The organism is Clostridium sp. AM29-11AC, assembly GCF_003480545.1.
Classification (GTDB): domain Bacteria; phylum Bacillota; class Clostridia; order Lachnospirales; family Lachnospiraceae; genus Otoolea; species Otoolea saccharolyticum_A.
Genome location: NZ_QUJI01000024.1, coordinates 16,140 through 38,034, shown reverse-complemented (window position 1 = coordinate 38,034; position 21,895 = coordinate 16,140). Strand labels below are relative to the sequence as shown.

The 21,895-nt window shown below is 48.9% G+C and carries 21 protein-coding genes; 5 read left to right on the top strand and 16 right to left on the bottom strand.

The genetic code is table 11. The annotated features are described in order from the left end of the window. Positions 1-58: 58 nt before the first annotated feature. Positions 59-2,158: an ATP-dependent zinc metalloprotease FtsH gene (gene ftsH, locus DW757_RS14595; protein WP_118752084.1), complete on the bottom strand. Its 2,100-nt coding sequence runs from the start codon at positions 2,156-2,158 to the stop codon at positions 59-61. Between the two features lie 193 nt (positions 2,159-2,351). Here ftsH and DW757_RS14590 point away from each other — a divergent pair, with 193 nt between their 5' ends. Together DW757_RS14590 and DW757_RS14585 are read left to right on the top strand one after the other, a co-directional pair. After that, positions 2,352-2,849, top strand: a complete 498-nt coding sequence (locus tag DW757_RS14590) for a DNA-deoxyinosine glycosylase (RefSeq protein WP_015573624.1) — start codon at positions 2,352-2,354, stop codon at positions 2,847-2,849. 54 nt (positions 2,850-2,903) lie between these two features. Next, positions 2,904-3,209: a Fis family transcriptional regulator gene (locus DW757_RS14585; RefSeq protein ID WP_118752083.1), complete on the top strand. Its 306-nt coding sequence runs from the start codon at positions 2,904-2,906 to the stop codon at positions 3,207-3,209. A 100-nt stretch (positions 3,210-3,309) separates the two neighbouring features. Here the strand turns inward: DW757_RS14585 and DW757_RS14580 are convergent, their stop codons facing one another. Both DW757_RS14580 and DW757_RS14575 read right to left on the bottom strand, forming a co-directional pair. Beyond that, the gene (locus tag DW757_RS14580; protein WP_118752082.1) at positions 3,310-3,636 is read right to left on the bottom strand and encodes a branched-chain amino acid transporter permease; all 327 of its coding nucleotides are present in this window, start codon (positions 3,634-3,636) and stop codon (positions 3,310-3,312) included. Next, positions 3,626-4,375, bottom strand: a complete 750-nt coding sequence (locus tag DW757_RS14575; RefSeq protein ID WP_118752089.1) for an AzlC family ABC transporter permease — start codon at positions 4,373-4,375, stop codon at positions 3,626-3,628. The genes DW757_RS14580 and DW757_RS14575 overlap by 11 nt, the downstream gene beginning before the upstream one ends. Positions 4,376-4,523: 148 nt before the next feature. Here DW757_RS14575 and DW757_RS14570 point away from each other — a divergent pair, with 148 nt between their 5' ends. Both DW757_RS14570 and DW757_RS14560 read left to right on the top strand, forming a co-directional pair. Further along, positions 4,524-5,489, top strand: coding sequence for a radical SAM protein (locus DW757_RS14570; RefSeq protein ID WP_118752081.1), 966 nt, complete (start codon positions 4,524-4,526; stop codon positions 5,487-5,489). Positions 5,490-6,628: 1,139 nt separating this feature from the next. Next, positions 6,629-7,588, top strand: coding sequence for a DUF5688 family protein (locus DW757_RS14560; RefSeq protein ID WP_008395388.1), 960 nt, complete (start codon positions 6,629-6,631; stop codon positions 7,586-7,588). Here DW757_RS14560 and DW757_RS14555 read toward each other — a convergent pair. The 9 genes from DW757_RS14555 to DW757_RS14515 form a co-directional block, all read right to left on the bottom strand. Beyond that, positions 7,548-7,967, bottom strand: coding sequence for a threonine/serine exporter family protein (locus tag DW757_RS14555; RefSeq protein WP_008395389.1), 420 nt, complete (start codon positions 7,965-7,967; stop codon positions 7,548-7,550). The genes DW757_RS14560 and DW757_RS14555 overlap by 41 nt on opposite strands. Beyond that, entirely contained in the window at positions 7,967-8,737 is a 771-nt protein-coding gene (locus tag DW757_RS14550; protein WP_008395392.1) for a threonine/serine exporter family protein, read from the bottom strand. The genes DW757_RS14555 and DW757_RS14550 overlap by 1 nt, the downstream gene beginning before the upstream one ends. A gap of 107 nt (positions 8,738-8,844) precedes the next feature. Continuing rightward, complete coding sequence (gene feoB / locus DW757_RS14545) at positions 8,845-10,848, bottom strand: ferrous iron transport protein B (RefSeq protein ID WP_087384773.1); 2,004 nt, start codon at positions 10,846-10,848, stop codon at positions 8,845-8,847. Continuing rightward, on the bottom strand, positions 10,845-11,090 hold the full coding sequence (locus DW757_RS14540; protein ID WP_118752088.1) for a FeoA family protein: 246 nt from the start codon (positions 11,088-11,090) through the stop codon (positions 10,845-10,847). The genes feoB and DW757_RS14540 overlap by 4 nt, the downstream gene beginning before the upstream one ends. Before the next feature lie 146 nt (positions 11,091-11,236). Next, entirely contained in the window at positions 11,237-13,228 is a 1,992-nt protein-coding gene (gene uvrB, locus DW757_RS14535; protein ID WP_118752079.1) for an excinuclease ABC subunit UvrB, read from the bottom strand. 26 nt (positions 13,229-13,254) lie between these two features. After that, positions 13,255-13,749, bottom strand: coding sequence for an NADAR family protein (locus tag DW757_RS14530; RefSeq protein WP_118752078.1), 495 nt, complete (start codon positions 13,747-13,749; stop codon positions 13,255-13,257). 18 nt (positions 13,750-13,767) lie between these two features. Then, a complete protein-coding gene (locus DW757_RS14525) occupies positions 13,768-14,214 on the bottom strand; it encodes a hypothetical protein (protein WP_008395399.1) in 447 nt (148 codons plus the stop codon). Positions 14,215-14,224: 10 nt separating this feature from the next. Continuing rightward, complete coding sequence (locus DW757_RS14520) at positions 14,225-14,884, bottom strand: DUF3990 domain-containing protein (RefSeq protein WP_243033722.1); 660 nt, start codon at positions 14,882-14,884, stop codon at positions 14,225-14,227. A 693-nt stretch (positions 14,885-15,577) separates the two neighbouring features. After that, positions 15,578-15,805 carry a hypothetical protein gene (locus DW757_RS14515; RefSeq protein ID WP_118752076.1) on the bottom strand — a complete coding sequence of 76 codons (228 nt, stop codon included), beginning with the start codon at positions 15,803-15,805 and terminating at the stop codon, positions 15,578-15,580. Between the two features lie 157 nt (positions 15,806-15,962). On the opposite strand from DW757_RS14515, the gene DW757_RS14510 reads away from it, so the two are divergent. Continuing rightward, a complete protein-coding gene (locus DW757_RS14510) occupies positions 15,963-17,030 on the top strand; it encodes an aminotransferase class I/II-fold pyridoxal phosphate-dependent enzyme (protein ID WP_118752075.1) in 1,068 nt (355 codons plus the stop codon). Positions 17,031-17,221: 191 nt separating this feature from the next. On the opposite strand, the gene DW757_RS14505 is transcribed toward DW757_RS14510, so the two are convergent. From DW757_RS14505 to ftsX, 4 genes are all read right to left on the bottom strand, one after another. Continuing rightward, entirely contained in the window at positions 17,222-17,698 is a 477-nt protein-coding gene (locus DW757_RS14505; protein ID WP_118752074.1) for a hypothetical protein, read from the bottom strand. Between the two features lie 479 nt (positions 17,699-18,177). Beyond that, a complete protein-coding gene (locus DW757_RS14500) occupies positions 18,178-19,488 on the bottom strand; it encodes a S41 family peptidase (protein ID WP_008395408.1) in 1,311 nt (436 codons plus the stop codon). A 110-nt stretch (positions 19,489-19,598) separates the two neighbouring features. Then, the gene (locus DW757_RS14495; protein WP_015573614.1) at positions 19,599-20,798 is read right to left on the bottom strand and encodes a M23 family metallopeptidase; all 1,200 of its coding nucleotides are present in this window, start codon (positions 20,796-20,798) and stop codon (positions 19,599-19,601) included. Between the two features lie 12 nt (positions 20,799-20,810). Further along, positions 20,811-21,719, bottom strand: a complete 909-nt coding sequence (gene ftsX, locus DW757_RS14490; protein WP_015544147.1) for a permease-like cell division protein FtsX — start codon at positions 21,717-21,719, stop codon at positions 20,811-20,813. Positions 21,720-21,895 lie beyond the last annotated feature (176 nt).

The following is a 21,895-nucleotide window of genomic DNA, read 5'->3' as shown; positions in this document are numbered from 1 at the left end:
TTGCTGCCGCCGAAGCGGCCTGCTTTTCTATTTGTTTTCTCAGTTTCTTAGGGTGTTCCTATTCTTCAGAGTCCGTTTTTTTATCCGCTCCGTTTTCTTTCACAGTCACATTCCCGCTGTCCCCTGTGTCTGAATCTGCCGGTGCACCGGAGAGCAAACAGTCAGCCTCAGATTCTTCCGCCGCCTCAGCAGCGGAGCTTTCAGTCTCCTGCAGGGCGCCTCTGTCTGGCGATTCTTTCTTTTCCTCCAGACGGCTTTCCCTGCTGCCCTCCTCCGGCTCAGGCAGCCCCTTGATCTCGCGAAGGATCTTCATAAACTCCTTGCCGGTAATCGTTTCCTTCTCAATCAGGAAGGCCGCTATGGCATCAAGAGCATCCCTGTTCTCTGACAGCATCTGCTTCGCCTCGTCGTAAGCCTCCTTGAGAATCATCATGACCTCTTTGTCAATGTCTGCCGCTGTCTCGTCGCTGCAGTTTAACACGGTTCGTCCGCTCAGGTACTGATCCTCTCTGGTGGCAAGCCCCATCAGTCCGAACTTATCAGACATTCCGTACTGGGTCACCATAGCTCTGGCAATTCTTGTGGCCTGTTCAATATCGTTGGCTGCTCCTGTGGTTACCGTGTCAAAGACAATCTCCTCTGCCGCGCGGCCGGCCAGAAAGCCTACCAGCATGGCATGGATTTCTTTCTTTGTATTTAAGTATTTTTCCTCCTCAGGAACCTGCATCACGTAGCCCAGAGCACCCATCGTTCTCGGAACAATGGTAATCTTCTGAACCGGCTCTGCATCCTTCTGAAGGGCATTTACCAGCGCATGGCCTACCTCGTGGTAGGATACAATCCTGCGCTCCTCTTTGCTGAGAATCCTGTCCTTTTTCTCTTTTCCTACCAGAACAACCTCCACCGCCTCAAACAGATCCTTCTGTGAAACGGCACTGCGGCCGTGCTTGACGGCTGTGATGGCGGCCTCATTCATCATATTGGCCAGATCCGCGCCTACGGCGCCGGAGGTAGCCAGCGCAATCTCCTCAAAGTTTACGGTTTCATCCAGCTTTACATCCTTTGAGTGAACCTTTAAGATATTGATTCTTCCCTTTAAGTCCGGTTTATCTACAATCACCCGTCTGTCAAAACGGCCGGGGCGCAGAAGAGCCGGATCCAGAATCTCCGGACGGTTAGTGGCAGCCATAACGAGAAGTCCCTTGGAGGAATCAAAACCATCCATCTCCGAGAGAAGCTGGTTTAAGGTCTGCTCCCTCTCATCATTCCCTCCCAGACGGGAATCACGGCTTTTTCCGATGGCGTCCACCTCGTCAATGAAAATAATACACGGCGCAGACTCCTGAGCCTGCTTAAACAGGTCGCGGACACGGGAGGCTCCCACGCCCACAAACATCTCCACAAAATCAGAACCAGACAGGGAGAAGAACGGCACCTTCGCCTCTCCTGCCACAGCCTTGGCAAGCAGTGTCTTTCCGGTTCCCGGAGGGCCTACCAGCAGCGCGCCCTTGGGCAGCTTTGCGCCAATCTTCGTGTACTTTCCGGGGTTGTGAAGAAAATCCACAATCTCCTTCAGCGACTCCTTGGCCTCGTCCTCACCTGCCACGTCCTTGAAGGTAATGCCTGTTTCCTTCTGGACATAGACCTTGGCGTTGCTCTTTCCAACACCCATGATTCCGTTTCCGCCGCCCATCCTTTTCATCATAAAGTTAAAAAGCAGGAACAGTAGCGCAACCGGCAGAATCCAGCTCATGAGGAAAGCCATAACCTGGGCGCTGGCATCAGCTTCAGCCTCCTCGTATCTCTCCACTCCCGCCTGTTCCAGCTTATTCAACAGATCCGGATCGTAGATCGGTACTGTATAATACTCCTTTCCAATCAGGTTTCCCCATCTATCTCTGCTGGCTGTGTACTTGTCAGATTTCTCATTTGGAATAATCGTAATCTTATTTCCGTTAATGACTACCGATTCTACCTCACCATTTTCCAGCATGTCGTTAAACTCGCTGTACGGCAGCTTTTCCGTATTCGTCCGGTTCAGCAGTGAGTTCATGCCCATGACACAGATTAATGTAAAGATCATGGTAATGACAAAAACCGTAATGTTCCCTCTCTTCGGCTCTTTCTGATTGTTGCCATTCTTACTGTTGTTATCCATAAATGTAAGTTCTCCATTCTGAATAGATTATGCTCCACCTATTCTATACCATTATAGTGTCCATCTCCCCATAAATCAAGAACTGAAAATATTAAAATGTTATAAAGATCAGCCGTCCCTTCTCCCCCTGGGGCGGGTTGCGCACCCGTCTCTTTTGTGGTACGCTTGAAAAAATCTGCGAAGGAGAGCACTTATGTCAAGAGAAATACACACGATTCCCCCTGTTTTTGACAGCCATTCCAAAATTTTGATTCTGGGTTCCTTTCCCTCCGTCAAATCAAGGGAAAGCCAGTTTTTTTACGGCCATCCCCAGAATCGTTTCTGGCGTGTACTGGCAGCCGTAACCGGCCAGCCGCTTCCGTCAGACATTGCTGAAAAAAAGGAATTTCTGCTGAGAAACCATATCGCTTTGTGGGACGTCATAGAAAGCTGCGAGATAACGGGGTCCAGCGACAGTTCCATCCGGAATGCAGTTCCAAATAACCTGAACCGCATCCTTTGCGCCGCCCCTGTGTGCCAGATTTTTACAAACGGCAGAACCGCCGGCAGGCTCTACGACAAATACTGTCTGAACGATACCGGCAGACCTGCCCTCTGCCTTCCTTCCACAAGCCCTGCCAATGCCGCCTGGTCTCTCGACCGCCTTGTCACAGCCTGGAATGCTGTCAGAACTGCTCTGCAGGATGCGTAAACGCAAGCGCATATTTTTTCATCTGCGGAACACATTATAGGATGAGGTGATCATATGAAATCTATCCATGAAAGTGATGACAGCAATTACAGCAGAAACGGGGAGAGGATGCATCCGGAAAAAAATCCTCCCATCCGGAAAATGACCGTGGATGAACTGCGGAGACGGTATGAAAAAGAGCTGCGGGCTATGGACAGGAATCCTCCCCGCTTTTCAGATATATCGGATCTGGATACCTGCTCCGCCACGGACTGCACCGGACTGATTCCCTCCCTTCCCCAGTCGGAAGCAGAAAGGGAAGCATATGATGATATTCACCACATGCTTCCCAAAATTCCTTCCGCCACGGACACCCCTTAAGTCGCAGTATGCAGGGACTAATTTCCCTCTGGCTGATCAGTTTATGTCCGGTCAGAGAAGGACTCTGCTCTGCCTTCTGTTCCCTGTTCCAGGTGCCCGCCTAAAATGCGGCCTGCACCAGAACCATATAGAGCACAGTCCCCGCCCCGATGCTCAAAAGAGAATTTCTTTTCAGCACATGGAGCAGCGCCACAGCTGCGCAGGACAAAATCTCCGGAATCCCAAAGGGAGCCTGAAGGATATCCACTCCCTTCAGGCAGTAGACAACTAAAAGCCCCATGGTGGCATAGGGAAGCGTCCCGCCCAGATACTCCACGTATCTGGGCATTTTCCTGCCCTGGGGAAACAGAAGAAAGGGCAGAAACCTGGTTATCACCGTCCCCGTTGTCAGGGCTGCCAGAATCATAAGCATATATCTATTGTCCATTAAACTCTTCTCCCTTCTCTTTTGTTATCCCTTTCCCCTGTAATTTTGACTCATTCTTCCTGTAACCGGCCGAGACCGCAGCCAGGATCAGGAGCATAGCCGGAATGATAAACCGGTCTGCTCCGAACAGGGCCAGACTGACGACAGAACAGATCACTCCCGTCAGCGCCGGAACGTGACTGTCAGCCGACAGCCACTGTTCTGTAAAAATTACTACAAAAAGCGCAGTCAGGGCAAAATCCAGCCCTTCCGTATTGAAAGAAATCACTTCTCCGGCAGCAGAGCCTAAAAGGGTTCCTGCCACCCAGTAGCACTGGTCAAGAAATGTGATCCAGAAAAATTTTCTCTTCTCTGTCTGGTTTTCAGGCCGGGGCTCAGCGCAGACGACGGAAAAGGTTTCGTCTGACAGTCCGAAAATCAGATAGGGCTTCCATTTTCCCATTTCGGAATATTTTCCCAACATGGAAATTCCATAGAAAAGATGGCGTGCATTGATCATCAGAGCCATCAGAAAAGCAGCTGCCGGGCTCACGGCTGCTGTCAGAAGATTAATGCCCACGTACTGCAGACTTCCGGCATACACGATAATGCTCATCAGCACAGCCCATATGGCGCCAAAACCATTCACACTCATCAGAATTCCATAAGCGATCCCTAAAAACAGATAGCCTACCATCACGGGTACTGTTTTGGGAAATGCCTGCATAAAAGGGCTGTCCGTCTGTTTTTTTCTTGCCATTTTTCCCCTGCTCCTGCTATACTTATTGTCGAATCTGTCTGCAGAGGAGTTTTCCGGGCCGGCAGCAGTCACAGAAAACTGCCCTGCGGCAGACTGATATGTTGAATTATTTTAAAGGCTTCTGTCAGCCATGTCAATCGGGGGAGATATGAATTATCAGACATCAGATATAACTTCAGATTATAACAGTTTATCCTTTATGGACGCCTACAAGTCCTGCCGCCTCTGTCCTCGCAGCTGCGGCGTCGACAGGTACAGGGAATCTGGCTTCTGTGGCTGCGGCCCTGTCGCAAAAGCAGCCCGGGCTGCTCTGCACCAGTGGGAAGAGCCCTGCATCAGCGGCATAAACGGAAGCGGCACCGTCTTTTTCTCCGGGTGTACTCTGCGCTGCTGTTTCTGTCAGAATTATAAAATCAGCAGTGAGGGATTTGGGCGGGAAATCAGCCTCTCCCGTCTTGCCGATATCTTTCTGGAACTGCAGGAGCAGGGCGCGCACAATATCAACCTGGTCACAGCCACTCAGTATGTGCCCTCTGTCATACAGGCCCTTGACCGCGTCAAAGGGCGGCTCACCATCCCGGTCGTCTACAACTGCGGCGGATATGAAAGTCTGGAAACCATCCGCACCCTTGAGCCGTATATAGACATCTGGCTGCCGGATCTGAAATACATGGACAGCTCCCTTTCCCGGCGCTACTCTGCGGCCCCTGACTATTTTGAGGCTGCATCTGAGGCTGTCAAACTCATGATCCGTCAGACCGGCCCTCTTGTCTTCGAGGATTTTTCCGACGGCCAGCAGACCTGCCGCCTGATGAAAAGAGGCACCATTATCCGCCATATGGTTCTGCCCGGCCAGAAGGAAGATTCTATACGGCTGCTGGACTGGATCAGCCGGTCTCTTCCCAGAGAACAGTTTCTCATCAGCCTGATGAGCCAGTACACCCCCTTCTATAAAAGCCAGGTCTATCCTGAAATAAACCGCCGCATCACCACCTATGAATATGAGAAAGTAGTCGACCATGCCATAGCTCTCGGGCTTGACAGCGGTTTTATGCAGGAAAAAAGCAGCGCAAAGGAAGAGTATACGCCGCCGTTTGAGCTGCAGGGAATTTAAACCGGTCACCTGCTCCTTCAGCCGAGCCAGGATTTTACCGCAGAAAAAGCGGGTATTGATGTTATTTTATTCATCAATACCCGCTTTAAACTATCTCATCCATGGGTTTGTACCTCGTTTCATTAGTTTATCTATATGAAGTTTTCTTTTCCCCTTTCCTTTATTTTTCTCTGCCGAATCTTTTTCGTTCACTCCTTTACCTATTTCGCTGCGAACCGTTCTTCCTAATAATACTTTCTCGTCATATTACTAAGCCGACTCTTTCGAATTTTAATAGATATTTTTTCGGCCTCCTCTTCTATAAAGGTTTTAGGGGGTTCCTCTGTCTGATTCATTTATTTGAAATGTATCAGACTAAATTGATTCTCCTGGTGGTCTGTACCTCCTTATCTGAGATTTCCTTTGGACTTTTTCCTTTTGGAAAATTCCTTTGGATTAGTGGTTAAGTTCTTTTGTTTTGTTGTCTTTATTATATACATTAAAATTGATTTTGTCAATACTTTTTTGTTGTTTTTTATTGTTATTTATTTTATACAGGACTTTATCTCATTTTATTTTGTTATCAATGTTTATATTTTAATATTTATAGATATTTTTTGTATTATATATTTAATTTCAGTCTTTTTTGTTCCTCTTTCAGGGGACGGTCTGCTTTCTTCCGGCTCCGGCACCGGCGGTCCCCCCAATCCTGCTCTTACTTATGCTCCTACTTAAGGACAGATTTTTCATTCTTTTAGGGAATCTTCTGCAATTCTTCTGAAAAGTCCTTGTAATTTCCTCTCTGTTTCGGTATAATATTTCCATCTTTCCAGATTCTGTTTCTCTTCTGTTTTTCTCTATCGTTTAAGTTCTGTTTTCTGGTCTGCAGCTTATTTCCATCTGCCTTCTGTACCGGTTTCAGCTCTTACGCACTCTATTTTTCTGCTCTGACCGGCAGCCTGAGATATCTTCCTATCTGTTTGCTCCCGTCTGGCTGTAAGCCTTCGCCTCTGAAGCTGCTCTTAACATTCTTAAACTTTTTGATTTCTTTTAATTTCTTTTAATCTCATTGATAATTCTGAACGGCGCCTGCGCCTTTTCTGATTATCCCTGAAATTTTTCCACTTTTACACATTTTCTTAATCTGAAGGAGAGATTCTATGACATACGAAAATTTTCTATCTGCAATTCTTTTAGCTGTGAAGGCACAGGCCGGCCCGGAAGTGTCCGTCAGTATCCAGAAAGTCCTGAAAAACAACGGAATCGAGATGGACGGGCTGTGCATCCGGGAAAAGGATTCCCCCTTTGCCCCGGCAGTCTATCTTGAGTCCTACTATGAGGAAGCTCTGAAGGGCACCCCTGTCTCTGAGATAGCCTCTTCGATTCTGGAGGCATCTGCAGACAGGAGAGCCTTTAGCCCAGAGCTTGACACATGGATTTACGATTTCTCACAGGTGTCAGAAAAAGTAGCTTTCCGTCTCGTTTCCAGCCGGAAGAATGAAGCTCTTCTCTCTTCTGTACCACATATCCGTTTTCTGGATCTGGCTCTGATTTTTTATCTGATCCTGGAACAGAAGGAGGACGGACAGATGACCGTTCTGATCCGCAACGAACATGCAAGCCTGTGGGGCACGGACTCCAGAGAGCTTTATCGCCTGGCAGAACAAAACACTCCCCGCCTCCTTCCTGCCAAAATCGAGCCCATCGAAAATTTTCTCTTCTCTGTTCCCAAAAATACTCTCACACAGGTTCTCGACAAGGAAGCGCTCACCTGTCTTTTTGAGGAGGCTTCGCCTGTAAACCTCTATATTCTGACAAATTCAGCAGGACTTTACGGCGCTGCCTGTATGTTTTATCCGGACATATTAAAAGACTTCGCAGCGCTTACAGGGGATGATCTGTTCATCCTCCCATCAAGCATCCACGAAGTCCTCTTAAGCCCTGTGAACAAGAGCCTCACAGTTGAAGAAACTAATCAGATGATCTGCGAGATCAACCGGCTTGAGGTTTCTGCCGAAGAGCAGCTGTCTGATCATGTCTATTATTATCAGGCCTCCTGTGATCGGATTTCCCTGCCCCTTACTGTTTCTGCATCAGACGGAAAATGGAATCCACAATAAAAATCGCCATAGCCATTGCACCTGAAATCTGAAGAGTTTCTATGAAATAGGAATTGGACAGAGCCGGATCCCCCTGTATCATGTAATAGACACAGCGGTAAATGGAAGCCCCCGGTACAGTCGGGAGAATTCCCGATACAAGGAACACTGTAACAGGCGCCTTAAACACCCTGGCAAAAATATGGCTCAGCAGAGCCACCAGTATGCTTGACCAGAATGCCGCAGCAATAAGGGAATAGCCCATCTCCTGCACCAGAAGATAGGAAAGCCAGCAGACAGCACCTGCAATCCCTGCATGGATCACATGCCTCGCCGGCACTTCCAAAAGAATTCCAAAGCCCACAATCGCGATAAACGAAGCTACTGCCTGAGCCGCCATTACACCGCACCTCCCAACATTCCGCCAAGCATCATGGCCGCTCCTGTGCCGGAAGCCACCGCCAGGGCAACCACAATGGCTTCAAGGATCCTCGCTATTCCAGATGTGTAATCTCCATTTAAAGTATCTCTGATAGCCGAGGTAAAGGTTACCCCCGGCACAAGCGGCATCAGGTCGCTGATAATCACTGCATCGATATTGAGAGAGGGCAGAAAAGCAGCCTGGACAGCCAGGGAGAGAAACGCCGCGATAAAAGCCTCCGAGGCGCTGGAACAGAAATCATTCAGCCGCACCCGTCCAATCAGAATCTCAAGGAGAGCCATCACCATACCGAAGGCCCCGGCTGCCAGAACCTCCAGCCAGCCGCCGCCGAACATAATGGCGAAGGCGGCCGGCGTGAGCGTATAGCCGAGGATGCGCAGCTTTCTGCCATATTGGATTTCCCCTGCAATCTCCCTCAGCTGTTTTCCAGAATCCTCCAGGGAAAGCGTTCCCCTGCAGAACCTTCTCGATACATCGTTTACCCGGTAAACACGGTTCATATTCGTCGCCCGCTTCCTGACTCTGCGCACCACGCTGAGAGGTTCCCCCTCAGCGGACGCTAAAGTAATGAAAATACCGGTGGCCATTACAACCACCTCTGTCTCCGCTGCTCCCGAATATCGGAGAATACGGATAATTGTATCTTCCACCCGGTAAATTTCCGCTCCGCTGACCAGCATAATCTCACCTGCCAGCGCCGCCATATCTACCAGCACTCTGTCTTTCATTCGTCGTACTCCTTTAACTCCTCCAGGCCGCAAATTTCGGATTGCGGGGAATATCTTTCATCCGCTCTGCAGAACTGTTTCAGCATCGCTCTCTGATTTCTGTCCTGTCAGAAAAGCCGGCTTCCCACCTGGTAGACCGCCACGGCAGCTACCCAGGCCACGATCAGCTGGAATGCCATCATGCCGCAGGTCCACTTCCAGGAATGGGTTTCCCGCTTGATCGTGGCAATCGTGGCCGCGCATGGGGTATAGAGCAGACAGAAAATCATCAGCGCATAAGCATTGACCGGTCCGAAGCCAGAGGCCGACAGCGCTGTGCCAAGCTGTGCCATGCCTCCTGCCGAGTTGATGTTTCCGATTCCGTAGAGCACGGAAAAGCTGGAAACCACAACCTCCTTTGCCGAGATCCCTGAGATGAGGGCAACGACAATCTGCCAGCTTCCAAGTCCTGCCGGAACTAAGAGGAAGGAAATATAATGGCCAATCATTGCGGCAAAGCTGTCCGATACATCTGTCACCAGACCAGACGGCCCCAGATTTAAGATAAACCAGAGAATGATGGAAGCCACAAAAATGGTGGTTCCCGCCTTTGTCAGGTAATCCTTCACCTTGTCCCAGACATAGATCGCCACCGTACGCCCATTGGGCGTCTTGTACTCCGGAAGCTCAATCAGGAGTATATTCTCATACTCCTCCTTTGAGGAACGGTATACGATAAATGCCACCAGAATCGCCACTGCAAGGCCGATCAGGTAGAGGGAATAAGCTACCAGAAGGGCATGATCCGGGAAGAACAGTTCTGCAAACAGAACGTAAATCGGAAGTCTGGCGGAGCAGGACATAAAGGGGGTCACAAGAATGGTGCGCCGCCTGTCCTTCTGGCTTTCCAGTGCCCTGGTCGCCATAATCGCCGGAACCGTACATCCAAATCCCAGAAGCATGGGGAGAAAGGCCTTTCCCGACAGGCCCACCATTCCCATGGTTTCGTTCATAACGTAGGCCACACGGGACATGTAGCCGCTGTCCTCCAAAAAGGCCAGCGCAAGAAACAGGATGAAAATGTTGGGGAGGAAGGTCAAAATACCGCCTACTCCCGCAATAATGCCGTCGACAATCAAGGACTCCATCCAGCCGGCCACGTGAATACTCGTCAAAAACGCCTGAGCGGAGGCAGAGAACCAGTCCAGCCCTGCCTCAAAATAGCCTTTCAGAAAATCGCCTACGGTAAAGGTAAAGAAAAATACCAGCGCCATAATTCCGAGGAAAACCGGAATTCCCAGAACCGGATGGGTCAGAAGCCGGTCAATCTGATCGGTTCGCTCTGACTTGCTCTCCTTGTTGACCAGGCACTCGGAGATAATCTCCTCTATGTAGTCATATTTCTCATTGATAATGTCCTTTTCATAGCTCCTGTCGATAATATTGCTCAGATCCACCGGGTGCTCCTGACACACGGTTTCATCGTATTCCAGCATTTTTATCGCATGCCAGCGAAGGTTTTCCATCTCGCCGAACCTGGCTCTCAGGACCACCTCCGTCTTTTCGATAAGCCTCTCGATAGGCTCCTGATAGCGGACGACAATTCCATGGGGCTCCTCCTCGTAGTGGTGAACCACTGCATGCATCAGCACATCAAGACCTGTTCTTCTTCTGGCCGATACAGGGATACACGGGATGCCGCCAAGCATCTCGGGAAGGCGGTGGAGATCGATCTCCATTCCCCTCTCCTCCACAATGTCCATCATATTTAAGGCCAGGATGACCGGCTTTTTAAGCTCCAGAAGCTGCAGGGTCAGATAGAGATTTCTCTCCAGAGATGAGGCGTCCACAACATTGATGATGACATCCACCTCATTCTCCTCAATGCATTTTCTCGTGACCCGCTCCTCGATGGTATAGGAGGTCAGGCTGTAGATTCCCGGCAGGTCGATGACCCGGATGGGGCGCCCCTTGTAGCTTGTCTCCCCTTCCACCCGCTCGACTGTCACGCCTGGCCAGTTGGCCACCTTGAGCTTTGCTCCTGTAAATGCGTTGAACAGCGTGGTCTTTCCGCAGTTTGGATTTCCCACAAAGCCAACGGTTATCTGTTTCTCCTGATTCTGTCCGCTCACTGTGCCGTTCCCTCCCTTCCGTCCAAGGGCTGGATTTCAATTCCCTCTGCAATGCTGCGCCCGAGAGCCAGCCGGGTGCCTCTCACCTTCACAATCAGGGTTCCGCTCTTTTTTTTATTCATAATGGTAATTTTTGTCTTTTCATTGACGCCAAGGGCTTCCAGACGCCTGGTCAGACGGTCGGCTACCATCACCTCTCTGACAAGGTAGCTCTCTCCTTTTATTCCTTCATGTAGTTTCATATCTCTCTCCGTCCTCGTCCAGACATTAATTTCCAGAGGCAGCCTTCCGAGCCGTCTCCTCCTCATTCTGAACTGCACGTTTATTCTAATAGAATACGCATTCATTGTCAATGTCTGGTATCTGCCATGATCTTCCGCAGTCTGCCCTAATCTTCTTCCAGCTCCAGAAGTATTTTTTTGATCTCCACCATCCGGTCACGGAGGATGGCCGCCTCCTCAAAGTTCAGCTCTGCGGCTGCCTGGTGCATCTTCTTTGTCAGCTCCTTCACCAGTTTCTTAAGCTCCTTCTCATCCATGGATTCCGGATCCTTTGTCACCTCGTTGGTCACGCCCTCTGCCGCCTGGGAAATGCTGATCAGATCCCGCACTGCCTTTTTGATCGTCGTCGGCGTAATATGGTGCTCCTCATTATAGGCCTGCTGGATCTGCCTCCTCCTCTTCGTCTCTTCGATGGCGACGCGCATAGAATCTGTGATCGTGTCGGCATACATGATTACGTGACCCTCGGAATTTCGCGCTGCCCTTCCCACAGTCTGGATCAGAGAGGTCTCTGAGCGCAGGAAGCCTTCCTTGTCTGCATCGAGAATCGCCACCAGGGAGATCTCGGGAATATCCAGTCCCTCTCTCAGAAGGTTGATGCCCACCAGAACGTCGAATACGTCAAGGCGCATATCCCGGATGATCTCTGCCCTTTCCAGCGTGTCAATATCGGAGTGCAGATATTTCACGCGGATGCCCGCATCCCTCATATAATCCGTCAGATCCTCAGCCATCCGCTTCGTCAGAGTGGTGATGAGCACCTTTCCCTTCTTCTCGATTTCCCGATTGACCTCGCTGACCAGATCATCAATCTGCCCCTCCACCGGGCGCACATCAATGGGCGGATCGAGAAGGCCGGTGGGACGGATGATCTGCTCTGCCCGGAGCATTTCGTGGGCCTCCTCATAGTCAGAAGGAGTGGCAGAGACAAAGAGCATCTGATCGATTTTCGACTCGAACTCCTCAAAATTCAGAGGACGGTTATCGAGAGCTGACGGGAGGCGAAAGCCGTACTCCACCAGGGTCTTTTTTCTGGATCGGTCGCCGGCGTACATTCCCCTGATCTGGGGCAGGGTAATATGGGACTCGTCTATTATAATAAGGAAATCCTCCGGGAAATAGTCGATGAGGGTGCAGGGCGGCTCCCCCGGCGCAGAGCCCGTCAGGTGGCGGGAGTAGTTTTCAATTCCCGAGCAGAATCCTGTTTCCCGCATCATCTCCACATCGAAGTTGGTTCTCTCCAAGATGCGCTGCGCCTCAAGGAGCTTGTCCTCGCTCTTGAACCAGGCCACCTGCTCCTTGAGCTCTTCCAGAATGTTTTTAGCTGCCAGCTCCATCTTCTCCTTTGGAATGACATAGTGGGACGCGGGGAAAATAGCCACATGTCCCAGCTGCGCCTTGATCTCCCCGGTCAGGGTATCGATCTCTGTAATCCGGTCCACCTCATCCCCGAAGAATTCTATCCGGTAGGCATCGCCGCCGGAATAGGCGGGATAGATTTCCAGCACATCGCCGCGGACACGGAAAGAACCGCGCTTGAAATCCATGTCGTTTCTCGTGTACTGGATGTCGATGAGCTTGTGTATCACCTCATCCCTGTCCTTGATCATGCCGGGGCGCAGGGAGATCACCATCTCCTTATAGTCGATAGGGCTTCCCAGACCGTAGATGCAGGAGACAGAAGCCACGATAATGACATCGCTTCTCTCGGAGAGGGCTGCGGTAGCCGAGTGGCGAAGCTTATCGATCTCGTCATTGATGGATGAGTCCTTTTCAATATAGGTGTCCGTGGACGGGACGTAAGCTTCGGGCTGGTAGTAGTCGTAGTAGGAGACAAAATACTCCACGGCATTGTTGGGAAAAAATTCCTTAAATTCACTGTAGAGCTGGGCCGCCAGTGTCTTATTGTGGGCAATGATCAGCGTAGGCTTGTTTAAGGCCTGGATGACGTTTGCCATGGTGAATGTCTTGCCGGAGCCGGTAACGCCAAGCAGCGTTTCAAATTGATTTCCTTCTTTAAAGCCCTTAACCAGTTCGGCGATGGCCTGGGGCTGGTCGCCGGTGGGGGCGTATTCGGATACTAGTTCGAAATGGTCCATAATTTACTCCTTCAATCACAATTATACTATTTTTCTGTATTCTGGTTCTGCACAGATATTTCTGCCCTCACCTGCATCAAAATTTTCCCCAGAAGGTTCTGACCCTTCCATTTATCCGCACAAAATCGTTCCTCATCCTGCATAGAAAGGCCAATTCCCCAGATTCGATCCTTCACAGCACATTCTGCAATCATCTTCTCTCCTGTCTCCAGAAGTTTTTCAGCCAGTTCAGGATTTTGAAGAAATTTCTGGAGTACCCCTTTATGGACGATTGCTTCTCTCTTCTCCCTCCAGATTTTTTCATCAAAATGCTGCACCATTCTGCCCAAAACCTTTATCTCGGCCACATCACCCGTCTCCAAAATCTTTTCCGCTGTCCTCTGATCCTGAAACAGAATTGCCTTTTTAAACATCATATACTGTTCCATTGATGAAAACGTGATTTCATCAACCGTAAACGCGGAACGGTACCAATTACTCAAATACCCGTTTTGTTCTTCCGGATTATGAAAACATATCAATGGTTTTCCCTCCCAAAATCATCTGTCCTCTTTTGGCTCTTTCAAACCGCATTGATTTCCAACTTTGTAGACGGCTGTCTGAAGATCAAGATCATGCAGTCCTGGATAACCTTCAAACATAAAATGAACCGGAATTAACTCCACTACATCTTTACTGGTAAGCTGGTAAGTCCATTGAAACAGCGCATAGAACTGCCCGATCCAGTTAGGTGCAAATCCGCCGTTAGACTCTCCTCTTTTGATTTCATAGTGATCATTTGAAAGAAAATAATGAAACAGCGATTCCGCATCCATGGTACATACATAAGCCTGTCCTTTATCAATCATTGCCCGGGTATGACTTTTCATATATGTTTCAATAAAATTTTCGATGTCCATCTCCGGGTAATTATCCTGTGCATATTCAAACAGCTTTCCCTGATTTTCAACTACTTCTTCTAAATAACTTTTGCTGAACACGTCCATTTTCTACCTCTTATATCAATTTGCTGAATACCTTGTCTATCTTATTTTCATCGGAGTTAATCAAAGCATACATGGCCTCTCTCGCCGTTCTGTCACGCTGAATATATTGAGGATTTGCTTTTGAAAATTCAACCTCCTTCAAAGCCGAATGCTCTTCTTTTAAGGCCTGAAACGCTTTTTCTGATTTTAAGCAATACTGAATCCCCAGATCACCCAGTTTTAATAAATCTGGAAGAATACTGATATCCACTTCATCTCTGACAAAACATTTTGCAATATAAAAATAAGATGCATTTGCACGCCATCCCTTAATTACATCATAGTCCTCTGTAGAGATCTGGTACTTTTCAATAAACCTCGGTGCCAGCACTTTGTATCTTCGTCCCGTATCAGCATCGCGATGCTTCATTAGTTCCGCCAACCATGACAAAATATCACGTTTTTCAAAATCCAGTATTTTTAAATCACTGGTGTCTAATATGAATTTATGCACCCAACCATTCTTTTCTACCGGATTGCAGACAGACCACTCGGATGCCAATGCCGGGCTTTCCGTCAGATAAAATCCTCTGCCGTAATCGTGCTTATCGTTTCCCAATCCGTATGTAGGAACAACCTCTTTGTTCGGACTTCCGTGATATAAAATAATTTCCTTTTTATTGTTCTCCACTTTATATACCCCATTCAAATTTCATAGGTTCTTCTTATATCGCTTTTCGTCATCAGTGTCCTAATCTCTTGAGGAGCTGTCATCTGTCTCGCTGCTACTCTTCATAAAGACATACCATCATTTTCTGATTCTTCCAGTATATTGACAAGTTTCTCCCTTGCCTTTGCCAGCAATGATAAAATTTCGGGGAATACTTGAAGCAGGCACAAAGCTCTCTCTCTGCTATAATGTCTCGTTTGCTTCTTTCTTCCTTGTATGTATCTTTGCGAATGAAGGTCACCTGTTTTACCTAAGCCACCTGTTTTATCTGCCCATACAGTCATATAGTACACGATTCTGGTGCATAAACAGCATCAAACATCTCAGAATTCACATCGCAGATTCTGTAAGCCTCAGAACCTCGGCTCTTTGCTGCCAGATCGGCAATAGTTAATGCTCCCTTTAAGCATACCTGCTTTTCTGCCAGTCAGACAAATTATAGCATGAATAGTAAAAAAAGTATAGCCAGCAAACAGAACATCCGTTCTTTTTTGCTGTACTTTTTCGTACAGAGCGCGCCAGCCCCGAAGGAATTTGGATTCCAGGATGTCCTGAGGGTATACCTTTCCCTGCGCTCAGGGATTTTGACTATGCAGGGCTAATTTTTGCCTTTCCCGCAGTTGATTTTCCAGCCTTATAACACCAAAATTTCTCCTATCGCTCCAAAGCCTTCATCCTCTTTTTATCCGCTCTTTTATCCTTTCTTCCATCTGCTTCCTCACTTTGGACGAAAAATTCAAGAAGCCGATAAAAATAATCTCTGAAATAATTCAGAGAACACAGGAGCAGAAAGGCTGCCTCCAGACTAAAACCATCCAATATTCCAAATAGAAGCAGCGTAAAGGGCATAACGGTGAGAATGCCCTCTTCCCTTCTTCTCATTTTCCTTGACAACTCCCTGCCAATCCATCAAAATAGAAACAAATCAGACAAATTTAAAGCCAGAACAGAAGCCCGTCCCAGAGCCGGCTGCGAGGGCGGCCGGTATGCAGAAACGCGTCTGCTCTGCACATCACTTACAAAACAGGAGGATTGAACCATGCAGCATCACAGATTTACAAACGACTACAGCGAAGGGGCCCATCCACGGATTCTGGAAGCTCTCATGAATACAAACCTTACTCAGCACACCGGTTATGGGATGGATGAACACTGCCAGAAGGCGGCAGAGCTGATCTGCCGCGAGTGCAGTCACATAGCCTCTGGCGCAGACAGTCATCCAACCATACGAACAGATCTGGATATTCACTTCCTTGTGGGCGGGACACAGACCAACCGGATTGTCATCGACACGGCTCTCCGGCCATACCAGGCTGTGATCGCCGTCTCCACCGGTCACATCAATGTCCATGAAACAGGAGCTGTTGAGGCCTCCGGCCACAAGGTGATTGCTGTTCCGGGTGAGGACGGAAAACTGACAGCCAGCGCCGTTGAAAAGGTGCTCTCCGCCCACAGGGATGAGCACATGGTTCAGCCGAAAATGGTCTACATCTCCAATACCACAGAGCTGGGAACACAGTATACAAAAAAAGAGCTGGAAGAACTCAGCCGTCTCTGCCGTTTAAAAGGACTCTATCTCTTCCTCGACGGCGCAAGACTCGGCTCCGCCCTCACGAGTCCCATCAATGATCTGACCATGGCGGATCTGGCTGACCTGACAGATGCCTTCTATATCGGAGGAACGAAAAACGGCGCCCTGTTTGGCGAGGCCCTTGTCATCCGCAACGATTCCATCAAGAAAGATTTTCGCTATATGATCAAGCAGAACGGCGCTATGCTGGCAAAGGGATGGCTTTTGGGAATCCAGTTTGAAACACTCTTTACAGACGGACTTTTCTATGAAATGGCTGCCCACGCCAATGAACTTGCACAAATCATGAGAAAGGGATTTGAGGACTGCCAGATTCCCTTCTTATCTTCTTCTGCCTCAAACCAGCTCTTCCCCATCGTCGATGACAGCCTGGCTGAAAAGCTGATGAGACTGTACGGAGCCAACGCAGAGAAAAAGACAGATGACACGCATACGGCCATCCGTTTTGTCACATCCTGGGCAACTCCCCGGGAAGCTGCCCAGGAGTTTGTCCGGGAGCTGAAAGCGATGGTATAGCTTCCGTATGCCCATGCAGCACTGCCCAGCCGTCTTGAACATTTCGGCCTGAGCTTCTGGCTGGAGCTTCTGCTCTGCTTTTATTCTGTCCGGCATATCTGGCATAAAACACCCCCTGACAGGGCGCAGAAATGCAGACCTGCCAGGGGGTGATAATCTGTTTTCATCTGTTCGTTTTTAGCTGTTCATTATTAGCTGTCCATCTTCTCCGCTCCATCATCCTCTGTTCCGCTGTCCCCTCTCTGCACGGCCAGTTCCTTCCTGGCCTTATTGGCATTGACAATGATAAACACAGCGGCAATTACCTCTCCGGCCATTACTACTGTCATAAAATTAAAGGATGTAAGGCTGGTCAGGCACCAGAAGCCGGAAATGATCAGGATCACAATCCCAAATCCAAAGCACAGACCCGCTTTTTCCTGATTTTTGCTCTTGATCAGAATCAGAAGACTAAACAGGAATTGAATCCCTCCGTTCATCACCAGAGCAATAACCGTGGCCGCAGCCATCACCCCGCCAATTACCGCTCCGCTTGCCCCCGCTGCTCCTGCCATACCGCTTACGACCAGACCGACGGCAGCCATGCCTATAAGCATCACAACAATGGTGATAATGCTGAGGACAAGCACAATAATCGAACCTGTTTTGACTTTTTTCATTTCTTCCATACCCATACCCTTTCCTTTCTCTTTTGAACCAGTGAAATTCCTGTTATCTTTTATTCTACCAATTAAATCAGTGTATTTCAATATTTCATTTGTTTTTTTAGTTTTTATCGCATCCTTATATTTTTATTTCTGTCTTTTTATTCATCTCGCTATTTTCTGTTCAAACTTTCTATTTTATATTCAAACTCTCTATTTTCTATTCACATTCTTCATTTTCTATTCACACCCTTCATTTGCTATCCAAACTCTTTGTTTTCTATCCACACCCTTTATTTGCTGTTTAAACTCTTTGTTTCTGGGAGACAGCCTTTGGAGCATAGCAGAAAGCGATAAAATACATTCAGGATATTCAAATTCTGTCTCGCCAGGGTACTTTTCTGGGGCTTCTGAAACCGCCTGCTGAAAAACTGCACAAAAATACGCCTTGCATTAGAGAAAAACTCTTCAGCAAGACGTATTTTTTATTTCAGGTTCTCTTATCAGGCTGCCTCATCTCCTGCCTCAGTACTGTCTTCCTGGGTATTGGCCTCTTCCCCATTCAGCACATTGAGAGCAGCGGTGAGCTGATTGTCCTGATCCTTGGGTATTTCTATCATCGTCGCCAGATCTTCGTTCAGCTCCACCGTCACATCCGGCTCTATTCCCGTTCCGTGGAGATCTGTTCCGTCCGGCGTATAGTAATGCTCCGTTGTGAGCTTGACTCCGCTTCCGTCCTGCAGAGTGTACAGAGACTGCACAATTCCCTTTCCGAATGTGGTAGTTCCGACGATCGTTGCCCTGTCATGATCCTTCATGGCTCCTGTAAATACCTCGGAAGCGCTGGCGGAATTTCCGTTTACGAGAATTGCTGTGGGAATATCCAGCTCATGTCCATCCTCTGATGTGTAGGTTTCCCCCACTCCATTTCGATCTGCAATGGAAACAATTGTCTGTCCGTCCGGGAGCAGGTAGTCAACCATGGACACAGCGGCGTTCAGCTCACCTCCCGGATTATTTCTGAAATCCAGAATGAGCTGTTCCATTCCCTGACTGAGAAGCCCGTCGATTCCGGACTTAAACTGCTCTGCCGTCACGGTGTCAAATTCTGTCACCAGCAGGTATCCTGTCTTACCATCGTCCATCATCTGGTACTCTACTGTCTGAACCTCCAGCTTACGGCGGTTCATAGTAACCTCTACTTCTTCCCCGTCGCGGTAAACCGTGAGCGTTACAGAAGTATTCTCTTCTCCCCTCACATACTGGCTAACAACGGTGTCGAGATCCATGCCGCTCACATCAAGCCCGTCTACCTTGTAGAGAATATCGCCCGGAAGAAGTCCTCCCTCCTCAGCCGGCGAATCCTTGTAAACCTTGATAATTGTGGAAACATTTGTCATCCTGTCCTGGGAGATCATGGCACCGATTCCGCAGTATTCCCCGTTTGTTTCCTCCATCATGGCGGTCATCTCCTCCGGGGTATAGTAGTCGGCGTAGAGATCTCCCAGGCTGTACATAAGCCCCTTGTAGATTCCCGCCTCCTCAATGGCCGGATCCGTGTCAAACAGGTAGACCTCATTAATCAAATCCAGAATGACTCCCAGTTTCCCGGTGACCTGGTTCATATCAAGGGAAGCTGCTTCGTCCGAGCTTGCCTCCTGCCCGGAGCCGCCCTGGCCGCTTCCTGCTCTCAGCAGAATCTGACGTCCGAACATATAGATTCCAATGGAAGCCCCCACCGTCACCAGGCAGACAAATGCTGTGGCGAACACGCCCACCATAACACCCTTCCAAAATTTATTTTTATTGTCCATAATTAGCCTCCTCACCAGCCGCAGAGCAAATCTGCCCCCTGCCTGTTTGCAGAAAATGGAGCCGAACTCTCTATTATGCGGTATTTTATGCCAGTTTTTACTTCAGCCTTCTATGGGCTCACATACTGTGAAGGGTTGACGTATGCCCCATTCACTCTGACTCCGAAATGAAGGTGCGGCCCCGTTGAATATCCGGTAGAGCCAACCTTGGCTATAACCTGCCCCTTCTTAACTGTCTCACCCACAGATACCAGAAGCTTGGAACAGTGCATGTATACAGTGGATACCCCGCCTCCATGGTTTATCATAATGTAGTTTCCGGCCGAGTAGCTGTATGTAGAGATAGTGACTGTTCCGTCGGCAGCTGCGACAATATCACTTCCCGACGATGCCCCTATATCGATTCCCTTGTGGTTGCTGGAAGCTCCCTCCGTCGGTGAGCTTCTCCCGCCAAACCCGGAGGTGATACGGCTGCTGGAAGGGCACGGCCATATAAAGCTAATATTCCCAATACTTACCGTTTTATACTCCTCTCCCTTCTCCTGGGCCTTCTTCCTTGCCTCCTCTTCCTGGCGTTTCAGCTCTGCCTCTATCTGCTGAATTCTGTTTTCCTGGGCCTCTATATCTGCCTGATAGGAGGCAAGCTGCGATTCATTGGCTGCAATCTGATTCTGGTATTTCTGCAGCTCCCTCGACTTTTCTCCCACCAACTTCTCCACAGAGTCCTGCTTGGCCTTTGTCTGCTCCTGCAGGGTCAGAAGCTCTTCATGTTCTGCTTCCAGCTTCTCTTCATCGTCAGCTATCTTCTCCTTTATCTCTCCGTATTCGGTGAGCTTTTTTCTGTCATAGGATGAAATCTGCTGGATATACTCTGCCCTGTTCAGCATCTCAGACATAGAGCCGGATTCCAAAAGCAGATCGAGATAGCTCGTATCCCCTTTTTCATACATATATTTTATCCTCAGCTTCATGGAGGCATACTGCTCTTCCTCCGTCTTTTTAGCCTCCTCAAGCTGAGCCTTCGTCTCCTCAATGTCGGCTTCCTTGTCTGTAATCCGGCTGTCCAGGGAAGAGAGCTCGTCATCTAACCGGGCCAGTTCCCCGTCCAGCTCCTTCACATAACTCTCCGTATCTGCCTTCAGCTTCTCCAGCTCCTGTATCGTTTCCTCCGTCTTTTTCTTCTCCTCCTCCAGAGAAGATATTTTGTCCTTTGCGCTGTCAATATCACCCTTTCCCGCCGCCTGAACCGGTATAACGGCCAGAACCGCAGCCAGCGCAATCAATCCAGTTTTTATACTGCGTTTTCCCATGTGCCTCATCTCCTAAACCTTAAGGTGCCTGCGGATTGTAAAAAAGCTTCCCACAAAGCCAATCCCTACTCCCAGCAACATGGCCACTCCCACCATATACGGGAAAATAACGTGGAGCGGAATGAACACAACAATATTGGAAAGCATCTCAAAATGCTCTCCCAGATAGGATATCACCTGTCTGTAAACCATATAGATCAGCCCCAGAGGAATGGCAGCTCCCACCAGACCGATAATAATTCCCTCCACCACGAACGGGGATCGGATCATAAAATTTGTGGCGCCGATCAGCCTCATAATTCTGTTCTCATTCTTCCTGAAGGCAGCCGCTGTCCTGATGGTATTGCTGATCAGGAAAATAGACACGGCCAGCAGAAGAATAATGATCCCGAGGGACACAAGCCCCAGTATTTTGTTAAAATCCGTCATCCCTGCAGCTACATCCTTGGAGTAGTTGACTCTCCGCACTCCGTCAAGGGACTGAAGCCACGACACCATATGTTCCTGGCTCGTCAGATCCGTCAGGAAAATTTCATAAGAAGCAGAGTCTGCCAGGGGATTATCCTGTTCAAACCCCTCTGCCAAATCCTCCATACCCGCAAAATAGTCCGCCTTAAACGATTCCCAGGCCTCCTCCGGCGAGGTGTAGACGCATTCCTTCACATTCGGCTGTTTTACTATCTCAGCTCCAATAGCCTGAATCTCCTCCTGTGTCAGGTTTTCATCAAAGAAAACTGTGATTCCCACCGTAGTTTCCACATTTTTCACCATGTAGCGCACATTCGCCACAAGGGAGAAAAAAATGCAGAACAAAAAGATACAGGCGGAAACAACAGCCACAGAGGCCAGCGAAAACCAAATATTTTTTCCTATATTTTTTATGCCTTCCTTCAGGCAGTACCAAAATGTGCCTACTCTCATATCTGTTTTCCTCTTCCTCTGTCCCGTCCTCTCTGCTCTCTTACCTGGCTGAAGGATACAGTTTTGTCCGCAGACTGGCTGTCCACAGGCACTTCCATGGCTCCTCCATAACTCTTTGCGCCAGAACCATATTCCTCACGGCCCAAGCCGCGGCCGCTCCGGCTCTCTGCCTGACT